The organism is Sphingopyxis sp. GW821-FHT10B01 (assembly GCF_059415685.1).
In genome coordinates this window covers 121,879-142,966 of sequence record NZ_JBWKNS010000004.1, presented here as the reverse complement: position 1 = coordinate 142,966, position 21,088 = coordinate 121,879, and the positions used below count along the sequence as shown (strand labels likewise).

General features: G+C 65.4%; 22 protein-coding genes. 14 read left to right on the top strand and 8 right to left on the bottom strand.

Translation table 11 applies throughout. The annotated features are described in order from the left end of the window. Positions 1-20 precede the first annotated feature (20 nt). Both AC07NV_RS13375 and AC07NV_RS13370 read right to left on the bottom strand, forming a co-directional pair. The gene (locus tag AC07NV_RS13375; protein WP_495166857.1) at positions 21-2,918 is read right to left on the bottom strand and encodes a M16 family metallopeptidase; all 2,898 of its coding nucleotides are present in this window, start codon (positions 2,916-2,918) and stop codon (positions 21-23) included. Between the two features lie 43 nt (positions 2,919-2,961). Continuing rightward, a complete protein-coding gene (locus tag AC07NV_RS13370; RefSeq protein WP_495166856.1) occupies positions 2,962-4,107 on the bottom strand; it encodes a GGDEF domain-containing protein in 1,146 nt (381 codons plus the stop codon). Positions 4,108-4,266: 159 nt separating this feature from the next. On the opposite strand from AC07NV_RS13370, the gene AC07NV_RS13365 reads away from it, so the two are divergent. Continuing rightward, on the top strand, positions 4,267-6,255 hold the full coding sequence (locus AC07NV_RS13365; RefSeq protein WP_495166855.1) for a lipoxygenase family protein: 1,989 nt from the start codon (positions 4,267-4,269) through the stop codon (positions 6,253-6,255). An 84-nt stretch (positions 6,256-6,339) separates the two neighbouring features. On the opposite strand, the gene purC is transcribed toward AC07NV_RS13365, so the two are convergent. Then, positions 6,340-7,119 carry a phosphoribosylaminoimidazolesuccinocarboxamide synthase gene (gene purC / locus AC07NV_RS13360; RefSeq protein WP_495166854.1) on the bottom strand — a complete coding sequence of 260 codons (780 nt, stop codon included), beginning with the start codon at positions 7,117-7,119 and terminating at the stop codon, positions 6,340-6,342. 375 nt (positions 7,120-7,494) lie between these two features. Here purC and AC07NV_RS13355 point away from each other — a divergent pair, with 375 nt between their 5' ends. Further along, entirely contained in the window at positions 7,495-8,418 is a 924-nt protein-coding gene (locus tag AC07NV_RS13355) for a crotonase/enoyl-CoA hydratase family protein (RefSeq protein WP_495166853.1), read from the top strand. Positions 8,419-8,422: 4 nt separating this feature from the next. Here the strand turns inward: AC07NV_RS13355 and AC07NV_RS13350 are convergent, their stop codons facing one another. From AC07NV_RS13350 to AC07NV_RS13330, 5 genes are all read right to left on the bottom strand, one after another. Then, positions 8,423-8,638 (bottom strand): hypothetical protein, encoded by a 216-nt coding sequence (locus tag AC07NV_RS13350; RefSeq protein ID WP_495166852.1) that lies wholly within the window; start codon positions 8,636-8,638, stop codon positions 8,423-8,425. A gap of 21 nt (positions 8,639-8,659) precedes the next feature. Further along, the gene (locus tag AC07NV_RS13345; RefSeq protein WP_495166851.1) at positions 8,660-9,082 is read right to left on the bottom strand and encodes an SRPBCC family protein; all 423 of its coding nucleotides are present in this window, start codon (positions 9,080-9,082) and stop codon (positions 8,660-8,662) included. After that, entirely contained in the window at positions 9,079-9,402 is a 324-nt protein-coding gene (locus AC07NV_RS13340) for an ArsR/SmtB family transcription factor (RefSeq protein ID WP_495166850.1), read from the bottom strand. Before AC07NV_RS13340 ends, AC07NV_RS13345 begins: the two co-directional genes overlap by 4 nt. A 196-nt stretch (positions 9,403-9,598) precedes the next feature. Beyond that, entirely contained in the window at positions 9,599-11,227 is a 1,629-nt protein-coding gene (locus AC07NV_RS13335; RefSeq protein WP_495166849.1) for an alkaline phosphatase D family protein, read from the bottom strand. Between the two features lie 70 nt (positions 11,228-11,297). Continuing rightward, entirely contained in the window at positions 11,298-12,422 is a 1,125-nt protein-coding gene (locus tag AC07NV_RS13330) for a DUF3667 domain-containing protein (RefSeq protein ID WP_495166848.1), read from the bottom strand. 79 nt (positions 12,423-12,501) lie between these two features. Between AC07NV_RS13330 and AC07NV_RS13325 the strand changes: the two genes are divergently transcribed. The 12 genes from AC07NV_RS13325 (at position 12,502) to AC07NV_RS13270 (ending at position 21,048) form a co-directional block, all read left to right on the top strand. Further along, positions 12,502-13,788, top strand: a complete 1,287-nt coding sequence (locus AC07NV_RS13325) for a glutamate-5-semialdehyde dehydrogenase (RefSeq protein WP_495166847.1) — start codon at positions 12,502-12,504, stop codon at positions 13,786-13,788. A 31-nt stretch (positions 13,789-13,819) separates the two neighbouring features. Continuing rightward, entirely contained in the window at positions 13,820-14,074 is a 255-nt protein-coding gene (locus AC07NV_RS13320) for a CopG family ribbon-helix-helix protein (RefSeq protein WP_495166846.1), read from the top strand. After that, on the top strand, positions 14,071-14,358 hold the full coding sequence (locus AC07NV_RS13315) for a type II toxin-antitoxin system RelE/ParE family toxin (protein ID WP_495166845.1): 288 nt from the start codon (positions 14,071-14,073) through the stop codon (positions 14,356-14,358). The genes AC07NV_RS13320 and AC07NV_RS13315 overlap by 4 nt, the downstream gene beginning before the upstream one ends. Next, on the top strand, positions 14,355-15,008 hold the full coding sequence (locus AC07NV_RS13310) for a nicotinate-nucleotide adenylyltransferase (protein ID WP_495166844.1): 654 nt from the start codon (positions 14,355-14,357) through the stop codon (positions 15,006-15,008). The genes AC07NV_RS13315 and AC07NV_RS13310 overlap by 4 nt, the downstream gene beginning before the upstream one ends. Beyond that, positions 15,005-15,403: a ribosome silencing factor gene (gene rsfS / locus AC07NV_RS13305; protein WP_495166843.1), complete on the top strand. Its 399-nt coding sequence runs from the start codon at positions 15,005-15,007 to the stop codon at positions 15,401-15,403. The genes AC07NV_RS13310 and rsfS overlap by 4 nt, the downstream gene beginning before the upstream one ends. Positions 15,404-15,548: 145 nt before the next feature. Then, positions 15,549-15,977, top strand: coding sequence for a 23S rRNA (pseudouridine(1915)-N(3))-methyltransferase RlmH (locus AC07NV_RS13300; protein ID WP_495167272.1), 429 nt, complete (start codon positions 15,549-15,551; stop codon positions 15,975-15,977). Next, positions 15,974-17,188, top strand: a complete 1,215-nt coding sequence (locus AC07NV_RS13295; protein ID WP_495166842.1) for a murein hydrolase activator EnvC family protein — start codon at positions 15,974-15,976, stop codon at positions 17,186-17,188. The genes AC07NV_RS13300 and AC07NV_RS13295 overlap by 4 nt, the downstream gene beginning before the upstream one ends. 134 nt (positions 17,189-17,322) lie before the next feature. Then, the gene (locus AC07NV_RS13290) at positions 17,323-18,723 is read left to right on the top strand and encodes a S41 family peptidase (protein ID WP_495166841.1); all 1,401 of its coding nucleotides are present in this window, start codon (positions 17,323-17,325) and stop codon (positions 18,721-18,723) included. 13 nt (positions 18,724-18,736) lie between these two features. Then, positions 18,737-19,219: a disulfide bond formation protein B gene (locus AC07NV_RS13285; protein WP_495166840.1), complete on the top strand. Its 483-nt coding sequence runs from the start codon at positions 18,737-18,739 to the stop codon at positions 19,217-19,219. Next, positions 19,216-19,731: a demethoxyubiquinone hydroxylase family protein gene (locus AC07NV_RS13280; RefSeq protein ID WP_495166839.1), complete on the top strand. Its 516-nt coding sequence runs from the start codon at positions 19,216-19,218 to the stop codon at positions 19,729-19,731. Before AC07NV_RS13285 ends, AC07NV_RS13280 begins: the two co-directional genes overlap by 4 nt. 80 nt (positions 19,732-19,811) lie before the next feature. Continuing rightward, positions 19,812-20,420 carry a hypothetical protein gene (locus AC07NV_RS13275; RefSeq protein WP_495166838.1) on the top strand — a complete coding sequence of 203 codons (609 nt, stop codon included), beginning with the start codon at positions 19,812-19,814 and terminating at the stop codon, positions 20,418-20,420. A 238-nt stretch (positions 20,421-20,658) separates the two neighbouring features. Continuing rightward, positions 20,659-21,048 carry a hypothetical protein gene (locus tag AC07NV_RS13270; protein ID WP_495166837.1) on the top strand — a complete coding sequence of 130 codons (390 nt, stop codon included), beginning with the start codon at positions 20,659-20,661 and terminating at the stop codon, positions 21,046-21,048. The last annotated feature ends 40 nt before the right edge of the window (positions 21,049-21,088 follow it).

Here is a 21,088-nt window from a genome sequence, read left to right as displayed (position 1 = left end):
GCAGCACCATGGTGTCCGCCCTATTTGCCCGCCTTGTCGCTCACCGCCTTGATCACCAGCGCCTTGTTGTCGACCAGATAGCGCTTGGCGAGCGCCTGCAGCTGCGCCGGCGTCGCCGCCTCGACTTCGCCGATGCCCTTGCGGCTGCGGTCGAGGCGATCGGCGTGGCTTGCGGCCTCGCCGACATAGTTCAGCCAATAGCTGTTCTCGCGCCGCGACTTTACCATCGCTTCGAGCAGCGGCTTGCGCGCCCGGTCGAGCAGGTCGGCGTCGACGGGCTTGTCGCGCAGCTCCTTTGCGATGGTGAAGATCGCGGCGCGGGTCGTCGCCAGATCCTTGTAATCGACATTGCTCGCGGCGAAGAGGTGACCATAGCCCGGAAACTCGTCCGACAGGCTGGCGGCGGCGCCGGGGCTGTAGCTTTCGCCGAGCTTCTCGCGCAGCTCCTCGGTGAGCATCAGCTGCATGACGCGCGCGAGCAGGTTGAGCTGCATCGCCTCGGCAAGGTCGCTGTCGTCGCGCGCCGGCCAGTAAACGCGCAGTTCGGCCTGTTCGGCCGGCCCCTTGTGGATCAGCGTGCGCTCGCTGCGGTCGGCCGCGAACTGGCGCGCACGCGCATCGGGGCGCGGATCGAAAGCGGCGCGGCGTTCGGGCAGCGCACCAAAGGTCGCCGCAATCGCGTCGATCGCCGCCTGTTCTTCGATATCGCCGACGACACCGATCTCGATCGCACCGTGGCCGAAGCTGTCGGCAACCGCGGTTTTCAGCTGCGCCCAGTCGAGCGCCATCAGCTTTTCGAGCGGCGGGTTCTGCGAACGCGGGTCGTCGTTCGCAAGGATACCGCCGGCATCGCGGCCGAGCACCGCCGCGGGCGTCGCGTCGTTGGCGGCATATTGCTGCGGCAACACGCGGCGGATCAGCGCGAGGCCGTCGGGGCGGTAGCCCGGATGCGTGAGATAGGCGGCCATCAGCTTGGCCTGCAGCGCGAAATCCTCGGGCGAGGTCAGCGCGCTGCCCCCGAAGGCGTCGGTGGCGTTGCCAAAGGTCGGGCTGATCGTCTTGCCCGCGAGGATCGAGCGCAATTCGTCGAGGCTGTGCGCTTCGAGCCCGCCGAGCATCAGCGAGCCCGCCAGCGAAACCTTCGTCGGATCGTCGCGGGTGGCGAGCAGATTGCCGCCGTCGACGCGGAGCGACAACAGGACCTTGTCCTTCTGGAAATCGGTCGTCTTGATGTTGAGCATGACATTGTTGGCAAAGCGGATCCGGCGGATGCCGAGATCCTCGACCCGTTCGTCGCTGACGATTTTGCCCGGGGTACCGAAATCCTCATAGGCGAAGGCGGTTTTGGCGGCCTCGGCCGGCGGCGCAACGGCGACCTTGGTCGAGGCGCGCAGAGTCGCGAGAATCGCGTCGGTGCCGCCTTCGACCGGCTTTTTCGCGGTCACGCGCGCGAGCGGGGCGCTGAACCCTGCCATGCGTTTGCGGAATGCGGCGGTGACTGCAGCGGCGGTCAGCGACGGCGCCGTTGCCTCGAACAAGGCCTGCGAGGTTTCGGGGCGGACGACGACGAAATCGCCCTCGGCGGCCGAGATCAGCGTATCGGCGAGGCCGTCGCTGCGCCGCGTCGTGACCCCGGCAACGGCATTTTTGAACGCGGTGCGGCGGTTCGCCAACTGCTCGTCGACCTCGGCCTGGGTAAATCCATGCTCGACGGCACGGCGCTGTTCCTGCTCGACCAGCGCCAGCGCCTCTTTCCACGCGCCTTCCTTGGCGACCGCGCCAACCGTGATCTGGTCGAAGGTCTTCCAGCCCTCTGCTTCGCTGAAATAGCCGGTCAGGATCGGCGAATCTTCATTGAGCGCGATCTTTGCCAGCCGGCGATTTACGATCGCCTCGCCGACATCTTCGGCAAGGTTGCGGGCCCGCTTCGCCTTGGTATCGGGTTCGATCACCCATGGTTTGAAGGCCGCGACGGTCACCGAGTCCTGGATCGCCGGATCGACGAAATCGTCGGCTGCGGCGGCGCGCTTGTAATCGACATTGCCGATGTCGGGATCGGCGCCCGCGGGCCCGCGGCCCTTCCAGTCCGAAAAGCGCGCCTTGATCTTCGCCTCGACCGCGGCGGGATCGAAATCGCCGACCATCACCAGCGTCGCGCGCTCGGGCCGGTAATAGCGATCATAGAGATCGCGCAGACGTGCCGGAGGTGCGGTCTTGATCACTTCCTCGGTGCCGACCGGGATGCGGTTCGCGACCTTCATCCCCTTCATCTGGAAATCGAGCTGGTCGATCAGGCTGCGCAATTGATAGGTATCGCGCGCGCGACGTTCGGAGAGGATGATCCCGCGCTCGCGATCGACCGCGGCGGGATCAATCGTCAGCTCGCCGCCCGTCTCGCGCATCAGCATCAGCCCGGTGTCGATCAGATCGTCGGACGCGTTGGGCAGGTCGAGCTTGTAGATCGTCTCGTCGAACCCGGTCGATGCGTTGGTATCGGCACCGAACGCCAGCCCCTTGCGCTCGAGCAGCTTGATCATCTCGCCCTCGGGCACATGGGTCGATCCGTTGAACGCCATATGTTCGAGGAAATGCGCGAGGCCGCGCTGGTCGTCGGCCTCGGCAAAGCTGCCGACGGCAAAGCGCATGCGCAGGACGACGCTGTCCTTCGGCGTGCTGTTTTTCAGCAGCGCATATTTCATCCCGTTGGGCAGCACGCCAAAGACGATGTTCGGGTCGACCGGCACGTCGCTTGGCGCAAAATTCCAGGCCTTGGCGGCGGCAGACTGCGGATTGACCGCCGCCGGCGCGGCAGCCGCCTTGGCGGGGGCCTCTTTGGCGTAAACCGGGGCGGTGCTGACAGCGAGAAGGACGAAGGGCGACAGCGCGGTCGAGGCACGCCGGACAAGGGATTTGATCATGGCTATCGGTGTGACCACCCCCCTTCGGGCGGTCAAGCCATGTTCACGCGACCCGGCCGATGCTTTCGACAGACGACGTCTGGCCACGCTCGGCGGCCTTCGCGGCATAAAGCGCGCGATCGGCGACCTCGAGCAATTTGCGCGCGCTGTCGCCATCCTGCGGCCAATAGGCGGTGCCGATGCCCGCACCGACGCCGATCGGCCGTCCGCCGATGCGATAGGGCGCGGCCAGCACCGCAAGAACATGGTCGGCGAGCGCGGTTTCGAGCAGCAGCGATCCGGCGGGCACAAGAATGGCGAACTCGTCGCCGCCCTGGCGGGCAACGACCGCATGATCGCCGCACGCACGGCGCAGCCGCTCGGCCAGTTCGCACAGCACGCCGTCGCCGATCGCATGGCCGTGCTGGTCGTTGATCGGTTTGAAGCCGTTGAGATCGAGCAGCGCGATCGCAAACGGGCTGGATTCATCAGCCTTTGCAATCTCTTCGTCGAGCCGCATGTCGAACTCGCGGCGATTGGCGAGCCCGGTGAGCGGATCGGTGTGTGCGAGATCGCGCATCTGGTGCTGAAGCTGGAGCAGGTCGATCAGCTGGTCATGCTGCTGAAGGATCATGCGCAGGAGGAAGATCGTCGCGACGACGAGGCTGGTCCCCGCAGCGATTTCGGGCGCGATGCCGGAGGTCAGCATCAGGATCGAAATCGGGACGAGCCCGATGATCAGATTGACGAAGGTCGCAAAGCGGACCGACGACAGGCAATAGGCGGTCGCGAGCGAGCCCATCGCCATGATCATCGCATAATAGCTATGCGTCGCGGGCGGCGCGGCGAGCCAGTTGACCACCGTCCAGATGCTGCACATCGCGCCGGTCACCCCCGACAGCCAGGTCGATTCGACGATCATCCGCCGCGCGCGGCGAACGCTCATCCGCCGGCCGCGGTTGTGCATCAGAAACAGGAAGCCGAGCAGGCCGACGACGGCCAGCGTCATCGGAAACCCGATACGGATCACCGGATGCACGGTCTGCACCCCGGCATAGATCGCGGTCGGCGTCGTCGCCGCCAGCATCAGGAAAAGCATCGGGGTCAGCGTTTCGATGCGATTGGCGCGCAGCAACGCGACGTCGTCCCGAATCGCGTCCGGAATCGGCGGAAAGAAGCGCGAACGCAGCCAATGATAGACCCCCGTCATAACGGCGGGATAGCAAGCGCGGGTAAAGCAGGGGTTAAGGATCGAAACCTTGCCTTATCACGAACCTAAGGCCTCCGCGCCAGCGCATGGCTTGTGAAATATTAACTATGTCAGGCGATAGCAGCGGCCGAATTTTCCGCGCCCGAGAGGAGCCACGCCATGTCCTATCCGATGCCGCCGCTGACCACAGCCACCGCAGCACCCACCGTGCCGATGCCCTCGGCAAACCCGACGCTGCCGCAGAATGACACGCCCGCCGAGCAAGCGGCGCGCGCCGCGCAGCTCGCCGCGACGCAGACGGTTTATACATGGACGACCGATGTCCCGACCCTGCCCGGCGTCCCGCTCGCAACCGATGTGCCGAAGAATGACGAGCCGACGATCGCATGGTTCGTGGTCCTCATCGGCGTCGGCCTCGATATCGTGCGCAACGCACTGACGGTAAAGCTGGGCGGGGTCGACAAGGGCGAATTAGACAGCCCGCGCGCCGACTATGAAGCCGCGCTGGTCGAATGCGATGCGATCGAGGCTTCGGCAACGAAGATTGCGGCCGAGCATGGTGTCCACACCGGCGGCAATATCTTCGAACGCATGATCGGCGACGTCGAAAATATCGTCGCCGCCGCGGAGCGCGACGCGCATGTCGCATTGCTCAAAACCTATAAGGACCGGCTCGAAGAGCTGATGAAGGTCGAGGATGCCGACGGGCTCGGCAGCAAGACGCCGCGCAGCATCGAAGCATATCGCGCGCTGTTCGCGACGCTGCCCGTCCCGGGCATCAGCTATATGTTCCAGGACGACAGCGAATTTGCGCGGCTGCGTGTGCAGGGTCCGAACTGCATGCTGATCACCGCAGTCGGCGATGCGCTGCCCGCCAACTTCCCGCTGAGCCCCGCAAAATACAGCGCCGTCGTCAATGGCGACACGCTGGCCGCCGCGCTCGCCGACGGGCGCCTATTCCTGCTCGATTACAAGCTGCTCGAGATTCTCGACCCCGGCACCTATGCCGGCCAGGCCAAATATGCCTGGCAGCCGATGGCGTTGTTCGCAGTGCCGCCGGGCGGATCGGCGCTGGTGCCGGTCGCGATCCAGTGCGGGCAGGACCCGATCGACTATGCGATGTTCACCCCCTCGCCCGTCGCCGACAAGATATGGGGCTGGGAAATGGCGAAGTTCGTCGTGCAGGTCGCCGACGGCAATTATCACGAGCTGTTCGCGCATCTGGCGCGCACCCATCTGGTGATCGAGGCGTTCGCGGTGGCAACGCACCGCCACCTCGCCGAAGCGCATCCGGTCTGGGCGCTGCTCGTCCCGCATTTCGAGGGGACCTTGTTCATCAACGAGCAGGCGGCAACCTCGCTGATCGCGGCGGGCGGCCCGATCGACCATATTTTCGCAGGCACGATCACGTCGAGCCAGCTCGCCGCGGTCGATGCAAGACTGGCGTTCGATTTCTATGGCAAGATGCTTCCGGCCGACCTGTCGGCGCGCGGCGTCGGGGTCGATACGGCGCTCGCCGACTATCCCTACCGCGACGACGCGCTGCTGGTGTGGGACACGATCCACGAATGGGCGCGGCAATATGTCGACCTCTATTATGCGCACGACGCCGATGTCGTTGGCGATACCGAGCTCACCGCATGGGCGGCGTGCCTGGCGGGTGAAGCGAAGATCAAGGGGTTCGGCCCGGTAACGACGCGCGCGCAGCTCGCCGAAATCTGCACGATGGTGATGTTCACCGCGAGCGCGCAGCACGCCGCGGTCAATTTCCCGCAAAAGGACATCATGGCCTTCGCCCCCGCCGTCACCGGCGCGGGCTGGCAGGCGGCGCCGAACGGGCAGCGCGGCCACGACAAGACAGGCTGGCTCGCGATGATGCCGCCGATGGCGCTCGCGCTCGAACAATTGAACGTGCTCGAACTGCTGGGATCGGTGCATTACCGCCCGCTCGGCGATTATCGCAGCAACGCCTTTCCCTATCCCTTGTGGTTCCAGGACCCGCGCGTGACCGCTGCCGAAGGCCCGCTCGCGTGGTTCAAGGCGGCGCTGGCCGGGGTCGAAGCGGAGATCGTGGCGCGCAATGCCGAACGGATGCAGCCTTACCCATATCTGCAGCCGAGTTTGATCCCGACCAGCATCAATATCTGACCGCGCAAAATGCGAACCCCGGCGAAAGCTGGGGTCCATGCGTCATTTAGCTGGGCCCCGGCTTTCGCCGGGGTGCATCAAGGCTCAGCTGCCCTTTTTCTTCCGGTGGCTTTCGAGGTCGAGCACCGCATTCTCGCCGCCCTCGGGAAGCAGGCCGAGCCGGCGCGCGACTTCCTGATAGGCTTCGACTTCGCCGCCGAGATCGCGGCGGAAGCGGTCCTTGTCGAGCTTTTCGTTCGTCGTCATGTCCCACAGACGGCAGCCGTCGGGGCTGATCTCGTCGGCGAGGATGATGCGGCTGAAATCGCCTTCGTAGAGGCGGCCGAACTCGAGCTTGAAGTCGACCAGACGAATACCGACCGCGGCGAACATGCCCGACATGAAGTCGTTGATGCGGATCGCCATGTCCTGAATGTCGTGCAGCTCTTCCTGGCTGCACCAGCTGAAGCAGGCGATATGCTCTTCGGCGACCAGCGGGTCGCCGAGCGCGTCGTCCTTGTAGCAATATTCGATCAAAGTGCGGGGAAGCTGCGTTCCCTCTTCGATGCCGAGGCGTTTCGACAGCGTGCCCGCGGCGACGTTGCGCACGATCACTTCGATCGGCACGATCTCGACCTGCCGGATCAGCTGCTCGCGCATGTTGAGGCGGCGGATGAAATGGTGCGGCACGCCGATATTGCCGAGCAGCGTGAAGACATGCTCCGAAATCCGGTTGTTGAGTACGCCCTTGCCGCTGATCGTGCCCTTTTTCTGGGCGTTGAACGCGGTCGCATCATCCTTGAAATACTGGATCAGCGTGCCCGGTTCGGGGCCTTCGTACAGGATCTTCGCTTTGCCTTCGTAGATCTGGCGGCGACGGGACATGGCGTGCAAACTTTCTGTCGGAACCAAATGAATGGCCCCGGCAAAGCGACTCAAGCGAGGCGCGGCGCCGGGGCGATGGGGCGCCTATAGCGACAAAGGTCGCGCGCGTCATCAGTCACGTCGCGCCTTGCACGTGGAGATAATGCGAGGCTTTCCACTCTCGTCACCCTGAACTTGTTTCAGGGTCCATGGCCTGATCTCTCATTACACGCGGCGCGGCCGGAAAGGGCCGGCCATGGATGCTGAAACAAGTTCAGCATGACGAAAATGGAACGAGGGTCTCTTACAGGCGACGCACCCCTTTACGTTTACGTTAACTAGAGCTTGCACTCCTGGACATCGCTTGCAACGATGAGGAGAACAAGGAGAGAGATTATGAGCTTCGACCAGATTCGCCTCGACAAGCATGAGGGCATCGCGCTGCTCACGCTCCACCGGCCCGACCGGATGAACGCCTTTACCACCGAGATGATGCTCGAAATCGTCGCCGCGCTCGACGAAACCGACGCCGACGACGCAGTGCGCGCGGTGATCTTCACCGGATCGGGCGACCGCGCCTATTGCGCCGGCGCCGACCTCGGTCAGGGCGCCGCGACCTTCGATTACGACAAGCGCACCGACAAGGCGGCGATCCTGCCCGAGGGCATATCGGCCAGCCCGATCGCCGCGGACGGCACGATCGACTGGTCGCACCCGCTGATCCGCGATTCGGGCGGCCGCGTGTCGATGCGCATCTTCGACAGCAAGAAGCCAGTATTGGGAGCGATCAACGGCGCCGCGGTCGGGATCGGCGCGACGATGACGCTGTCGATGGACGCCCGGCTGGCGAGCGAGACCGCGCGCTATGGTTTCGTCTTCGCGCGGCGCGGTATCGTGCCCGAGGCCGCATCGAGCTGGTTCCTGCCGCGGCTGGTCGGCATCCAGAACGCGGTGGACTGGTGCTATTCGGGCCGGTTGATCGACGCCGCCGAAGCGCATGAAAAGGGTCTTGTTCAATCGGTGCACAAACCGGGCGAACTGGTCGACGCCGCGATCGCCAAGGCGCGCGAGCTCACCGATCACAGCGCGCCGGTGTCGGTCGCGCTGACCCGCCACATGCTGTGGCGGATGCTCGGCGCGCCGCACCCGATGAGCGCGCACCGCTGGGACAGCCGCGCGATCTTTGCCCGCGGACGCAGCGCCGATGCCGCCGAGGGCGTGTCGAGCTTCCTCGAAAAGCGCCCCGCGAACTTCACCGTCAGCGTCGCCGACGATTATCCGTGGTTCGCCGAATTCGAGGATACGCCGCCGTATAGCTGAGGGATCAGCCGGCCGCGCCGCCGCGCTTCCTGAGATAGGGCCGGAAGAACATGTAGAGGCCGGAGAATATCAGCAGGAAGAGCGGCGGCAGCGGCAGGTAATAGACCCACTCGGCGGGCTGTTGCCCGATGCCGAGCGTCACGAAAATGGCGAGAACGATCGCCGAGAAAAGGATCGATACCCAGCGGTGGAATTGTCGGATCCAAAGGCTCCAGTTCATAAGATTCTCCCTGTCTGACGGTCAGTCGAGCGTCGCCACGACCTTTTCGAGATTTTCGAGATGGATCCGCCAGCCGCCCTTGGCGCCGCCGAAGGCCTGCTTCTGGTCGGGCCGGAAACCGACCTGCTCCATGCGCAGCAAGGTGCCGGCGGGCGTCGGTTCGAGCGTGAAGGTGACGGTGCTTTCGAGCCGATAGGCCGGATCGTCGTGCGCGTAATTCCATGTGTAGGAGAGGCTCCGCCCCGGGTCGACGTCGAGGATTTCGCAATCGACGTTCCCCCAGTCGCCGCGCAGCTGGAAGCGGTGGCCGAGGTCGAGGCCGAAATCATTCTTCATCAGCCATTCTTCGATCAGATGCCGCTGCGTCAGCGCGCGCCAGAGCTTTTCGGGCGAGTGCGGAATTTCGCGCTCGACGGTGACGGTGCGCACATCGGTATCGGTCATTGATCCATCCTTTTGAGCAAATCTTCGAGATCGTCGAACCGCGCCTCCCAGAAGCGGTTCATGCGCCCGGTCCAGTCGACCAGCGGCGCGAGCGCGCGTTGCTGCGCGCTGTAATGCGTCTGGCGGCCCTCGTGCCGGTCGAGCACCAGCCCCGCCTGTTTGAGTATGCCAAGATGTTTGGATACCGCGGGCTGCGAGATGCCGGCGCCCGCGGTCAGCATTCCGACGGTCTGTTCGCCATCGAGGCACAGCCGTTCGAAGAGCGCGCGGCGGCTGGGATCAGCGAGCGCCCTGAAAAGAAGGTCCGGAGACGATTGCATCGATTCATAACTCCTTGGCTATGGATAACTCCATAACCATTGAGTTATGAATGTGTCAAGCGCGCATCAGAAATGAAGGAATGCCCGCCCCTTTTTCGTCACCCGAGCTTGACCCGGCACCCGCCTTTCTTCCTCCAAAAGGCAGGCCCCCGATCAAGTCCGGGGTGACGACAGCGAGGCGAAGGCGAACGGTCGCTCAGGCGTCGTATTTCCGTCGCCCGCGCGCCGCGGTCATGCTGTGCGTGGCCTTCAGCGCGGGGGTGTGGCTGCGGATCGTTTCCATATTATGCCAGTTCGCGGTCACCCGCTCGCGCGTCAGCTGCACCGTCACATAGCCGCGATCCTCGGTATTCGCCCATTTGAGTTCGGGCGAAGAGCCGCGTAGCGCCGCGACGCGCTGCGCATCGGAAATCCCGCGCGTGTAGCTTTCATAGCCGGGCGACGTGACACTCTGCCCCGCGATCTCGATCCCCGCGGGCCGCCCGTCCTCGGCAAGGTCGAACGCCCACGCATTGTGCGTGTCGCCGGTCAGCGTGACGAGGTCGGCGTCGGCGCGCTGCGCCGCCGCGAGCAGGCGCGAACGCGCCGCGGGATAGCCGTCCCACGCATCGAGATTGAACGGCAGCCCCGCTTTCGCTGCGAGCAGCCCGGTCTCGACGCGGCGACGGACATAGTCGGGCTGGTTGCCGCCGAACCAGTCCTTGGTCTCGGGCGGGGTGAACAGACTGCCCATCACCACCTGCTGCGCGCAGACCTGCCAACGCGTCCCGGCTTTGGTCGATTTGGCAAAACCGTCGAACAGCCAGCTTTCCTGCTGCACGCCCATCATCTGACGCGCCGGGTCGCGGTACGTGCCTTCGGCGAACTGCTTGAGCTTCGCCAGCGCGTCGCCGGCACCCGCGACGATCTCGTCGACCTCAAACTGCTTGTCGCGAGCGGTGACGCGCGTTTCGGGCAGGAAGATCGTTGCGAGGTCGCCGACCTGATAATCGCGCCAGCGCATATCGGCGACCGGCATCCATTCGCGATAGGCGCGTTCGGCAGCGGCGGCGCGATCGGTCCACGCGCCCTCGCCGTCATTGTGATTCTCGGCGCCGCCCTTCCACACGTCGTTTGCGAACTCATGATCGTCCCACTGCGCGATCATCGGAAAAAGCTGGTGCAGCCGCTGCAGATCGGGGTCGCTGCGATAGGCGGCATAGCGCAGGCGATAATCGGCGAGCGCGACGATTTCGTGCGTCGGCTGGATATCGCGGCCGGGCACCGCCTGCTTGATCGAGGGATAATCACCGGCCTTATATTCGTAGAGATAGTCGCCGACATGCGCGACGAGGTCGATGTCGTTGCGCGCCGCGGCATGGGCATAGGCATTGAACCAGCCGAACGGCATGTTCGAGCAGGAAAAAAGCGCGATGGTGAAGGCGCTCGTCGGCCCGGCGGGCAGCGTGCGCGTGCGGCCGGTGACCGATTTCGTCCCGTCGGGCGCGACGAAACGGTAGAAATACCAGCGGCCGGGTTCGAGGCCGTCGACCACCAGCTTGGCGGTATGATCGCGCTCGCCCTTTGCGGTGACACTGCCGCCACCGGCGATGCGCGCGAAGTCGGCGCTTTCGGACAGTTCAACCGTCAAAACGCTATCGTTCGCTGCGGCATAGCGCGTCCACAGCAGCACCGAATTGGCGCCGGGCTCGCCGCTCGCGACGCCGTGGGTGAAGCCCTGCGCCGTCATCGCCCGCGCCGCGCCGGGCAGCGACAGGGCGGCGAGCCCCGCGGTGCCGAGCTTGATCAGCAGGCGTCGGTCCATTTCGCCCCAAAGCTGGTGCATCGCGTCTTCTCCCTTTTCGTCCGGCGGGTCTTTGCCCGGCCTTTGTTACGATTCGGCGTGCAGGGTCGCCCTATCCCATCACCCCGAGTGCGAGCAGCAGCAGCATGAAGGTGGTGACCGAAAAGAGGCTGAAAAAGAGCAACAGCGACGTGCGAACCAACGCCCCGAATCGCGAAGACCGATAGGCGCCGCGAAGCTGGCGATACATGTGGAACGGCACATAGAGCATCGCGGCGCCGGTCGCGAATCGGTCCAGCATCGTCAAGTTGAGCAATCGCACGACGACGAACAGGAGCAGCATGAAACTGATCGAGTAAGTGACGAAGACGAAATGGTCGTAGGTGCGAAAGCGCCGGCTGAATGGAAAGAGCAGCCACATGAAGGGCAGCGACAGCGGGATCAGCGCCCACGCGAATTTATAGGCGTTCGCCTGCAATTTATAGAAGACGAGCGCGGGGTTCGCGAGGGCCTTTTCGAGGCCATGATCGATGAAGGGAACCCCGGTGTTGACCTTGGTGCGCGAGATGAACTCGACGCCGGTCATCATCTGCTTGGTCGGATCGTCGAGTATCGGCGGCCCCTTGTGGCGCTCTTCCTCGCTGAGGCCGCGCGCGACGCCGAGATAATCGGCGCTTTTCTGCAGCGTTTCGCGTTCCTCCTCCAGCGTCCGCCGGTCGGCGACCTTCAAATCCTTCGCCGCAAGGCGCGAATCGACGCGCTTTACCTCTGCCTCGAAACTCTCCTTGAGCGCGTTGGAGCGCGTCTGCTGCGCCGCGGCTTTCGCAATCCCCTCGCCGACGCCGCCGCCGGGGCCGACGATCGCGAGCACCGCATAGGTCAGGAAGACCGCGAACAGGAACAAAGCGAGCGGCGAGATGAAGCGCGCGCGCTCGCCATGAATGAAGCGCCGCGTCAGGTCGCCCGGACGCCAGCTCAGCAGCGGCAACGTGTTCCAGATCTTGCCTTCGAAATGGAAGATCGCATGGACCAGATCATGCCCGATCGCGCCGAAGCTGCGGTGAACATCGGCGCGCTGGCCGCAATAATGGCAATGCGAACCCGCGAGACTGGTGCCGCAGTTCAGGCAGCGCGCGCCGGGATGCACCATGCCCGTTCCACCGTGCCGCGGCTCGACCGCATGCCCCGCCAATCCGGCGGTGACCGCCGCCCCGATGCCTTCGATATCCCCGCTCATGGCGCCCTGCCTAAAGGCGCGCGAAGGATGGCGCAACGGGACTTTCGGGCGTCATGCAAAACGTGATAGTGGCAGCGCCATGAACGCCGAAGCCCTGACCGCCCCGCCGATGCCCGGCGACGCCGCCGCCCTGATCGCCGACATGGGCGCGCGCGCGCGCGCCGCGGCAAAGCGGCTCGCGCTGACGCCGACCGCCGACAAGGCCGCAGCGCTGGTTGCGGCAGCATCGCAAATCCGCGCGCGCTCGGCCGAAATCCTCGCCGCCAATGCCGAGGATATGGCCGCCGGGCGGACGAATGGCCTGTCGGGCGCGATGCTCGACCGGTTGCGGCTCGACGAAGCGCGGCTCGCGTCGATCGCCGACGCGATCGACGATGTCGCGGCGCTGCCCGATCCGTCGGGCGCCGAAATCGATCGCGCGACGCGCCCCAACGGACTGGTGCTGAGCCGCGTGCGCGTGCCGCTGGGCGTCGTCGGCATCATCTATGAAAGCCGCCCCAATGTGACCGCCGATGCCGCAGCGCTCGGGCTGATGTCGGGCAATGCTGTGATCCTGCGCGGGGGCAGCGAGGCCGTGCATTCGAACCGCGCGATCCATGCGGCGTTCGCGGCAGGGCTGGTCGAGGCCGGGCTGCCCGCCGATGCGGTGCAACTTGTGCCGACGCAGGACCGCGCCGCGGTTGGCGCGATGCTGCGCGCGCAGGGGCTGATCGACATCATCATCCCGCGCGGCGGCAAGGGCCTCGTCGCGCGCGTGCAGGACGAGGCGCGCGTGCCCGTGCTCGCGCATCTCGACGGGATCAACCATCTCTATATCGACGCCGCTGCCGATCCGGCGAAAGCGGCCCTCCTCGCGGTCAACGCCAAGATGCGCCGCACCGGCGTGTGCGGCGCAACCGAGACGATCCTGATCGACCGCGCCTATCGCGCGCCGCTCGCGATCATCGACGCGCTGGTCGCGGCAGGCTGCGAAGTGCGCGGCGACAAGGCGATCACGGCGCTGAGCCCGCACGTCGACCCCGCATCGCCCGGCGACTGGGACACCGAATATCTCGACGCCATCGTCTCGATCGCCATGGTCGACGGCCTGGCCGGCGCGCTCGCGCATATCGACGCGCATTCGAGCCAGCACACCGACGCAATCGTCACCGAGGATGCGGCGGCGGCCGAACGCTTTCTGTCCGAAGTCGACAGCGCGATCGTCATGCACAATGCCTCGACGCAATTCGCCGACGGCGGCGAATTCGGATTGGGCGCCGAAATCGGCATCGCTACGGGGCGGCTGCATGCCCGCGGGCCGGTCGCGCTCGAAGGGCTCACCACCTATAAGTGGCTGGTGCGCGGGAACGGCCAAGCGCGCCCTTGAATCGCTTGTATACAAGTGATACAAGCGATTCATGACAAAGCACTCCGTTATTTCTGCTCGAATCGATGCTGAAACCTTGGAATTGGTGGACAAGATCGTCGCCGAACAGGGACGCAGCCGGGCTTGGTTCGTGGCACAGGCGGTTCGACATGCCGCCGAACAGGAAGCGCGCTTTGCCGCCTTCATTCAGGAAGGGCGCGACGATGTCGCCGCCGGCCGGGTAGTGGATCATGCCGACGTCCTGAAGACGATGGACGATATGATCGCCCGTCACGAGGCAAGATGACCCGAATAATATGGTCGGAAAAGGCCGTTGCGGATTTGGTCGCGCTGAATGACTGGCTGACCGAATATCGACAGCCTCGGGAAGCGGCCGAATCCATTCGGGCCATTCGCAACCAGGTGGCCAATTTCGACCAATTTCCCGCGCTCGGATCGCCCGTTTATGCAGGCACGCGCAAGCTGCTGATCAAAGGACAGCCCTTTGTGCTCTTGTATGAGGTGGCCGATGGTCAGCTCTTGATCCTTCGCCTCGTCCATAACCGCAGCGACTGGCAGTCGCTCCTGTGATCCCCACCGGCCTCCTCGGCGGCAGCTTCAATCCCGCGCATGGCGGGCATCGCGCGATCAGTTTGAACGCGATCGACGCGCTGGGGCTGGACGAATTGTGGTGGCTGGTGTCGCCGGGCAATCCGCTCAAGCCAAAGGCGGGCATGGCGTCGCTGCCAGCGCGGCTCGGTTCGGCGCAACGGATGGCGCGGCGGTCGCCGATTCGCGCGACGGGAATCGAGGCCGAACTGGGCACGCGCTACACGATCGACACGCTCAAAAAGCTCGTCCGCCGCTACCCGAACCGGCAGTTCATCTGGATCATGGGGGCCGACAATCTGGTCCAATTGCCCCAATGGCGCGACTGGCGGGGGATCGCCCGATTGATGCCGATTGCGGTTATCGCGCGTCCGGGCTATAATGACCGCGCCCACGCAAGACGTGCGATGGGTTGGCTTCGGCGCTTCGTCCGGCCCGCGGACCAGAAATTACATTGGACGGACTGGAGACCGCCCGCCCTCGTGTTCCTGCGATTTTCGCCCGATGTGCGATCCGCAACTGCGATACGGCAGGCCAACCCCCGCTGGTTCGAACGCTATGAAGGTCGCGCACTGCGCGACCCGCTGACGCGTTCGCGGCTTGTGGACACGAACAGGAAAGGACGCATTTGATCTCCGCAACCCAGGATGCCGCCAATGGCGCCGCATCCGCAAATGACAGCGTGGAATCGCTCCACGCACTGATCCTCCACCAGCTGGACGAGGACCAGGCCCAGGAAACCATTTCCATCCCGCTTGCCGGCAAAAGCAGCATCGCCGATCATATGGTGATCGCGAGCGGCCGGTCGACGCGCCATGTCTCGGCCATCGCCGAGAAACTGGCACAGCGGATCAAGCAGGAAGCGGGCCGTCAGGTTCGCGTCGAAGGATTGCCCAATGCCGATTGGGTATTGCTCGATGCGGGCGACGTCATCGTCCACCTGTTCCGTCCCGAGGTGCGTAGTTTCTACAACCTCGAGCGCATGTGGTCGTTCGGCGACGCGCCGCCGGTTGTCGCCGCAAATTGACGTGTTTGATCTGTTCGGCCTAAAGCCCGAACAGAAGCGGCACCTGCCCACTCCCCCTCCCGGCCTCCCATAGGCTACTATCGTCAGGGAGGCCGGGAGGGGGAGTGGGCAGGTGCCGCTTTCACCGAAGGTGAACGAAAACGTCATGTTGCTGCACATCATTGCGCGCGGGCGCATCGGGCGCGGGCCCGAGGCCGAGCTGGTCGAGCGCTATATGAAGCGCGTGACCTGGGCGCAGAAGATTTCCGAGCTTCCGGATACGGGCGGTCGCATGCCTGCCGCCGCCGACAACAGCCGAACCATATTGCTCGACGAAGGCGGCGAACAAATGTCGTCGCTCGAATTTGCCAAATTGCTGGAAAGCTGGCGCGACGGCGGGGTGCGCGAGGCGCGCTTTTGCCTTGGCGCCGCCGACGGCTTCACGCCCGAGGAACGCGAGGGCGCAGCGAAAGTCATCGCCTTTGGCCGCGCGACCTGGCCGCATCTGATGGCGCGCGCGATGCTTGCCGAACAATTGTGGCGCGCGACGAGCATCGTCGCGGGTCATCCCTATCACCGCGAGGGCCGCCAGTGAGGCGCGCGCTCGCCGCCCTGGCGATCGCCGCCCTTTTTGCGGGCGGTGCGCTGGCCCTCGCGCAAAGCGATGTGTTCGACCCGCAGGCGATCGCCGCGCGCGAGCGCGAGCAGCTGATCGGTGCCAAGCAGCAATCGGCCGAAGCGATGGCGCGCAGCACGCGGCTGGAGGCGCAGGCGGCGGCGGCGAGCAGCGAAGCCGACCGGTTGAAAAAGCGCAGCGCAGCGCTGGCCGCACGCATCCAGTCGGCCGAAGCCGATATCAGCGCCGGCGAAGCCCGCGTCGCGCTGGTCAGCCGCCGCCTCGCGGTGCAGCGCGCCCGGCTGGCGCAGCAGCAGCAACCTTTGCTCGAACTCGCCGCCGCGCTCCAGCAACTGAGCCGCCAACCGCCCGTCAGCGTGCTCGCGCAGCCAGGGTCGCTGACCGACATGGTCCATGCCCGCGCCGTGATCGACGCCGCGATGCCGGTGATCGAACACCGCACCGCGGGTGTCCGCCGCGAGCTGACGCTGCTCGACGCGACGCGGCGCCAGCAGGGGGTGGCGCTGAGGGCGCTTTCGGGGAGCAAGGCGCAACTCGCGCACCGCCGCGACGCGCTGACCCGACTCGAAAATGAAGGACGGTTGCGGTCGCGCGAACTGATGAGCAGCGCCCAGCTCGAAGCCGACCGCGCGCTCGGGCTTGGCGAGAAGGCGCGCGATATCGTCGACCTGATGGATGCGCTGGAGGCCGACGGCGCGGTGCGCGCCGAACTGGCGCAGCTTGCGGGACCATTGCCGCGTCCGCGCAATCCCGAAGGCAATATCACAAATACCGCTCCGCCCGAGGCGACCGAAGCCGAATTGACGCAGGGCGCCTATCGCCTGCCGGTCGTCGGGCGCATCGTCGCCGGGCTGGGCGAGGTCAATGAAAGCGGCGTGCGCTCGCGCGGGATCACCATTGCCGCGCGCCCCGGCGGACAGGTCGTGGCGCCAGCCCCCGGCCGCGTCGGATTTGCGGGCGATTATCGTGGCTATGGCAAGATCGTCATCATCGACCACGGCGGCGGCTGGGTCTCGTTGCTGACGGGCATGATCGCACTGTCGGTCGGGGTCGGCGACACAGTCGATGCGGGAGCGCCGATCGGCCGCGCGGGATCGGGCGACAGCCGCATCACCGTCGAACTCCGCCGCGGCGGACGCCCGGTCGATGTCGTCGCGATGATCGGCTGATCGCGCCGGTTCATCGCGCGTTACGCCGCCGTTCCGTATCGGGATACGCCGCTTGACCCCCGCAGATTTGCGTAGGAGGATGGCGCACCGGGGATTATAAGGCGAGATTGCTCTCGCGTGACTGAAAGACGCCCATGACCGAATCGACCAAGACACCTGCGTCCCCGAAGCGCCGCTTCGCTTTGTGGCAGGGCGCGGCCGCGCTCTCGACGCTGGCGCTCGTCCCGCTGGCGACCGGCGCGATGGCGACCGTCGATTCGAAGACGCAGGAAGAAATTTCGCGCTTCATGGACGTCTATCTCGAAGTGAAATCCAACTATGTCGAACCGGTCGACGATTCGAAACTGATCGAGGGCGCAATCAACGGCATGCTCGCCAGCCTCGATCCGCATTCGGGCTATCTCGACGCACGCGGCTTTTCGAACCTGCGCACGCAGACCGACGGCGAATATGGCGGGCTGGGCCTGTCGGTGACGATGGAAGACGGCGTGGTCAAGGTGATCGCGCCGACCGCCGACACCCCCGCCGCCAAGGCCGGGATCAAGGCGGGCGACTATATCACCCACATCAACAAGGAGCTGATCTTTGGTCTGACGCTCGACGAAGCCGTCGAACAGATGCGCGGCAAGCCCGGCACGAAGATCGACGTCACGATCGTCCGCGAAGGCCAGGACAAGCCGATAGAAATGTCGCTGACGCGCGAGATCATCGACCTGAAGCCCGTGAAATGGGAAGTCAGCGGCGATGTCGGCGTGCTGACCGTCTCCAGCTTCTCCGCCGACGCGACCACCGACCTCCGGGCCGCGATGATGGCGGTCGAAAAGTCATTGGGCAAGAAACCGCGTGGCTGGATCCTCGACCTGCGTTCGAATCCCGGCGGACTGCTCGACGAAGCCGTCGGGATCAGCGACCTGTTCCTCGAGCGCGGCGAGATCGTCTCGCAGCGCGGCCGCAAGAAGGGCGACATCGAACGCTATTTCGCCGAACCCGGCGACCTCGCCGGCGGGGCGCCGGTTGTCGTCCTGATCGACTCGGGCTCGGCCTCGGCCTCCGAAATCGTTGCGGGCGCGCTGCAGGACCAGCATCGCGCGGTCGTGATGGGCGAACGCAGTTTCGGCAAGGGATCGGTGCAGACCGTCCTGCCGCTGACCGACACCACTGCGCTCCGCCTGACCACCGCACGCTATTACACGCCGTCGGGCCGCAGCGTGCAGGAAGGCGGCATCGAGCCCGATATTCGCGTGCCGCAGATTTCGGACCCCGATTATGCCTCGCGGCCGAAATTCCGCGAAAGCGACCTGCGCCGTCACCTCGTCAACGAAAAGAAGGTCGACAACGGCCTGCTCGAAAAGGACGAAAAGGCCGATCCACGCTTCACCGCAACCGCGGCCGACCTGAAGGCCAAGGGAATCGAGGATTTCCAGATGCACTATGCGCTGCAGACGATCGGGCGGATCAACCCGGCCGCGCCGCGCATGGCGCAGGGCGGCAAGCCGCCGGTCAAGCCCGCCGCCAAGCCGACCGCACGCAATTAAGGGTCCGCCAGACATGCTGACATCGCGCCTTTCCGCGCCCCTCGTCGCGTTCGCGGCGCCGCTGCTGCTCTATGGCGGCGCGCTCGTGTCGCAATATGGCTTTGGCCTGCACCCGTGCGAAATGTGTTACTGGCAGCGCTGGCCGCACCAGGCCGCAATGGTGCTGGCGCTGCTCGCGCTGCTCCTTCGCCGTAACGACAAGGCGATGCGTGCGTTCACCCTGCTCGCTGCCGTGGCGATCGCGATCAGCGGCGCGATCGGCATCTTCCACGCCGGGGTCGAATATGGCTTTTGGGAAGGCGTCACCACCTGCGCGACCGGCAGCAGCGGCCCGGTGTCGCTCGACGCGATCATGAACGCACCGCTGATCCGCTGCGACACCGCGCAATGGACGCTGCTGGGCGTTTCGCTCGCGGGGTTCAACGCCATCTTCTCGCTCGGCGCCGCCGCGCTCGTCTTGACCTTGCTGCGCCGGAAGACCACAGCTGGGGCATGACAAATAAGCGCACCGCATCGATGATCCGCGTCGACCAGGCGGGCGAATATGGCGCAACGCGCATCTATGCCGGGCAGCTCGCGGTGATGGGCGACCGTCATCCGATGGCGCGCGAGATCGCGCACATGGCCGAACAGGAAGAGCGGCACCGCAAATTCTTCGATGCCATGATCGCCAAACGCGGCGTGCGCCCGACGGCGCTCCAGCCCTTCTGGAACGTTGCGGGCTTTGCACTCGGCGCGGTGACGGCCGCGATGGGGCCGCGCGCCGCGATGGCGTGCACCGCCGCGGTCGAGACCGAGATCGATCGCCATTACAGCGACCAGCTGGGCGAACTGGGCGACAGCGATCCCGAACTCAGCGCCGCGGTCGCCGACTTTCGCGCCGAAGAGCTGGAGCACAAGGCAGCCGCGCTGGCCGCCGGCGCCGAAAGCGCGCCGGGCTATCCGATCCTCAGTCTCGCAATCCGCGCCAGCTGCCGTGCAGCCATCGCACTGTCGAAGCGTATCTGATAAACAGAGGCCTGCACCGTTCATGACGGATGCAGGGTCGCGGTGCCAAGCCGCGCCAAGAGTAGATAAAGGAAGATCCGATGACCCGCCTCCCCCTGTTCGCCTTGATCCTCGCCGGTAGCGCCGTCGCCCTGCCCGCCGGAGCGCAGCAGGCCACGGTCGAAGGCGAAAAGATCAACCAGGTCATCGTCTATGGTTCGGACAAGTGCGAACAGAGCAGCCCCGACGAGATCGTCGTCTGTAACCGCCTGCCCGAACAGGATCGCTATCGCGTGCCGCAGATGTTTCGTGGTGGCGACCCGCTCGATCCGCGGAACAATGCCTGGGCGAACCGCGTCGTCGCGCTCGAACGCGTCGGCCGCTTCGGCACCGACAGCTGCTCGCCGACCGGGCTCGGCGGCTTCACCGGCTGTACGCAGCAACTCGTCGCCAGCGCCAAGGCCGAAAAGAAGGCTGCCGACAAGACCGACTGGCAGACGATGATCGCCGACGAGCGCGCCAAGCGCATCGCCGGGATCGACGCGGCGTCGGACGAAGTCGAAGCCGCCGTTGTGGCCGAGGAACGCGCGCTCGCCGAGCGCCAGAAAGCAGCCGAGGACCTCGAACGCCAGGCGAGCGGCCGGGGCCCGGCGCCTGCAACCCCCGACGAGGCGGGCGCCGCACCGCTGCCCACCCCGCCGCGGCTCTAAAGCGACTCGGCGGCCCGGCGAAGGCCAGCCGGACCTGATCCATTGCCCCGCTACGCAGCCCGAATGGCTGCCGGTACTGCCAGATTTGCAGCAAAATTGCGGCCCAACACGATTTGGTTGCGAATCCGCGATGAACTGACCTCAAAAATTAACGAATCATGGGCAAGCTGTCTTGACTCGGGAGTTTTTGAGGCAAATCGTGCGGTTCTGGGAATCGCCGGCCTAAGGGGGCTGTAATATGGCATCAACATTTGGACCGCGCCTTTGGCGGCGCACGGCAGTCAGCGTGCCTCCGGCACGCAGTCTGGGCCGCCGAATGACGTTGCACGCCGCCGCCGCCCTTCTCGCTTTTGCGGCCCTCCAGATCTGGCTCGTCATGAGCGCGGTCGCCGCCGGGGCGCCTTCGGCGTTCATCGTCGTCGCGCTGGTCATGCTGCTGGCGCTCGCGCTTCCCGTTGCCCGTTCGACCGAACGGCGCTGGTATCGCCTCAGCCGTCAGGCGCTGGCGAGCTGGGGCCTGCACGCACGCTTCCGCCGCGACGTCCGCCGCCTGTGGATCGCGGCGCTGACTTTGCCCTTCCTGTGGATCAGCGGTGCGATGGCCGCGACCGCGGCGATCTCCGGCTGATCACCCGCTGCCGGGTTTGACGCTTTGCCGCGCGCCGTAT

Coding starts and splice junctions, on each gene's coding strand:
- AC07NV_RS13375 (WP_495166857.1), bottom strand. CDS start 2,918: ATGATCAAATCCCTTGTCCGGCGTGCCTCGACCGCGCTGTCGCCCTTC.
- AC07NV_RS13370 (WP_495166856.1), bottom strand. CDS start 4,107: ATGACGGGGGTCTATCATTGGCTGCGTTCGCGCTTCTTTCCGCCGATT.
- AC07NV_RS13365 (WP_495166855.1), top strand. CDS start 4,267: ATGTCCTATCCGATGCCGCCGCTGACCACAGCCACCGCAGCACCCACC.
- purC (WP_495166854.1), bottom strand. CDS start 7,119: ATGTCCCGTCGCCGCCAGATCTACGAAGGCAAAGCGAAGATCCTGTAC.
- AC07NV_RS13355 (WP_495166853.1), top strand. CDS start 7,495: ATGAGCTTCGACCAGATTCGCCTCGACAAGCATGAGGGCATCGCGCTG.
- AC07NV_RS13350 (WP_495166852.1), bottom strand. CDS start 8,638: ATGAACTGGAGCCTTTGGATCCGACAATTCCACCGCTGGGTATCGATC.
- AC07NV_RS13345 (WP_495166851.1), bottom strand. CDS start 9,082: ATGACCGATACCGATGTGCGCACCGTCACCGTCGAGCGCGAAATTCCG.
- AC07NV_RS13340 (WP_495166850.1), bottom strand. CDS start 9,402: ATGCAATCGTCTCCGGACCTTCTTTTCAGGGCGCTCGCTGATCCCAGC.
- AC07NV_RS13335 (WP_495166849.1), bottom strand. CDS start 11,227: ATGCACCAGCTTTGGGGCGAAATGGACCGACGCCTGCTGATCAAGCTC.
- AC07NV_RS13330 (WP_495166848.1), bottom strand. CDS start 12,422: ATGAGCGGGGATATCGAAGGCATCGGGGCGGCGGTCACCGCCGGATTG.
- AC07NV_RS13325 (WP_495166847.1), top strand. CDS start 12,502: ATGAACGCCGAAGCCCTGACCGCCCCGCCGATGCCCGGCGACGCCGCC.
- AC07NV_RS13320 (WP_495166846.1), top strand. CDS start 13,820: ATGACAAAGCACTCCGTTATTTCTGCTCGAATCGATGCTGAAACCTTG.
- AC07NV_RS13315 (WP_495166845.1), top strand. CDS start 14,071: ATGACCCGAATAATATGGTCGGAAAAGGCCGTTGCGGATTTGGTCGCG.
- AC07NV_RS13300 (WP_495167272.1), top strand. CDS start 15,549: ATGTTGCTGCACATCATTGCGCGCGGGCGCATCGGGCGCGGGCCCGAG.
- AC07NV_RS13290 (WP_495166841.1), top strand. CDS start 17,323: ATGACCGAATCGACCAAGACACCTGCGTCCCCGAAGCGCCGCTTCGCT.
- AC07NV_RS13285 (WP_495166840.1), top strand. CDS start 18,737: ATGCTGACATCGCGCCTTTCCGCGCCCCTCGTCGCGTTCGCGGCGCCG.
- AC07NV_RS13280 (WP_495166839.1), top strand. CDS start 19,216: ATGACAAATAAGCGCACCGCATCGATGATCCGCGTCGACCAGGCGGGC.
- AC07NV_RS13275 (WP_495166838.1), top strand. CDS start 19,812: ATGACCCGCCTCCCCCTGTTCGCCTTGATCCTCGCCGGTAGCGCCGTC.
- AC07NV_RS13270 (WP_495166837.1), top strand. CDS start 20,659: ATGGCATCAACATTTGGACCGCGCCTTTGGCGGCGCACGGCAGTCAGC.